Annotated in this window: 1 protein-coding gene and 1 pseudogene; both read left to right on the top strand. The window is 67.1% G+C overall.

Annotated features, from left to right (window positions below):
• A pseudogene (locus E2C05_RS34450) lies at positions 1-194 on the top strand (IS6 family transposase); the annotation flags it as partial.
• A gap of 130 nt (positions 195-324) precedes the next feature.
• Positions 325-943 (top strand): IS110 family transposase (locus E2C05_RS32120; RefSeq protein WP_158292507.1); only part of this gene is annotated, 619 nt, incomplete at its 3' end.

The raw sequence follows: 943 nt of genomic DNA, 5'->3' as shown, positions 1-943 counted from the left end.
CGCGGCGCCGAGAGCGGCAGATGCAGCGGTTCAAATCACCGGAGCAGGCGCAGCGCTTCCTGTCATCCCACGCCATGATCTACGGCCACTTCCGTCCAAGGCGACATCTGATGACCGCCGGCCAGTATCGGCGCGCTCGTGCCCAAGCCTTCCAGGTGTGGCGGAAGGAGACGCGCGTCCAGCTGGCAGCATGAGAGGGACGACAGCCGCGACCGTGCTCGGCGCGAGCATCGGCTCAACAACCTGACATGGGGTTATGGCGGGCCGGTGCCCTCCAGCAGCAATCGGGGTCTGATGCCATCGGACCCGCTGAGGAGAGCTTGCATGGAACAGTACGTTGGCCTGGACGTCTCGCAGGAGCAGACCTCGGTCTGCGTCGTTGACAGCAATGGGCAGACGCTCTGGCAAGGCAAGTGCGCTTCCACACCGGAAGCGATCGCCGCGACCATCCGCGCGAAGGCGCCCGAGGTGGTACGCATCGGCCTGGAAAGTGGTCCCTTGTCGCCTTGGCACTGGCACGAGCTGAGGAAGTTGGGGCTGCCTGTGGTCTGCCTGGACGCCCGGCATGCCAAGGCGGCGCTCGCCCTGCAGCTGAACAAGTCCGACCGCAATGACGCCCGTGGTCTGGCGCAGATCGTGCGCACGGGCTGGTACCGCGAGGTGGCCGTCAAGGGCGTGGACAGCCACCTGGTCCGCTCCCTGCTCACTGCCCGGGCGCAGCTGGTGCGTATGCGCGTTGACCTCGCCAATCAGATCCGCGGTGTACTGAAACCCTTCGGCCTGATCGCCGGCAAGGGTGGTGGCCGACCCTTTGTCGAACGGGTCCGGACGCTGGTCGCGGATGGGCCGCTGCAGGAGGTGGCTGAGGCGCTGCTGGCGGCTTGGCAAAGCATTGGGGAGCAGATCACGGCCCTCGGCCGTCGGCTCGTGGCCATGGCCCGGC

Origin of the sequence: Paracraurococcus ruber (assembly GCF_004353985.1) — a bacterium.
Classification (GTDB): Bacteria; Pseudomonadota; Alphaproteobacteria; order Acetobacterales; family Acetobacteraceae; genus Paracraurococcus; species Paracraurococcus ruber.
This window is presented reverse-complemented; position numbering and strand designations above follow the sequence as displayed.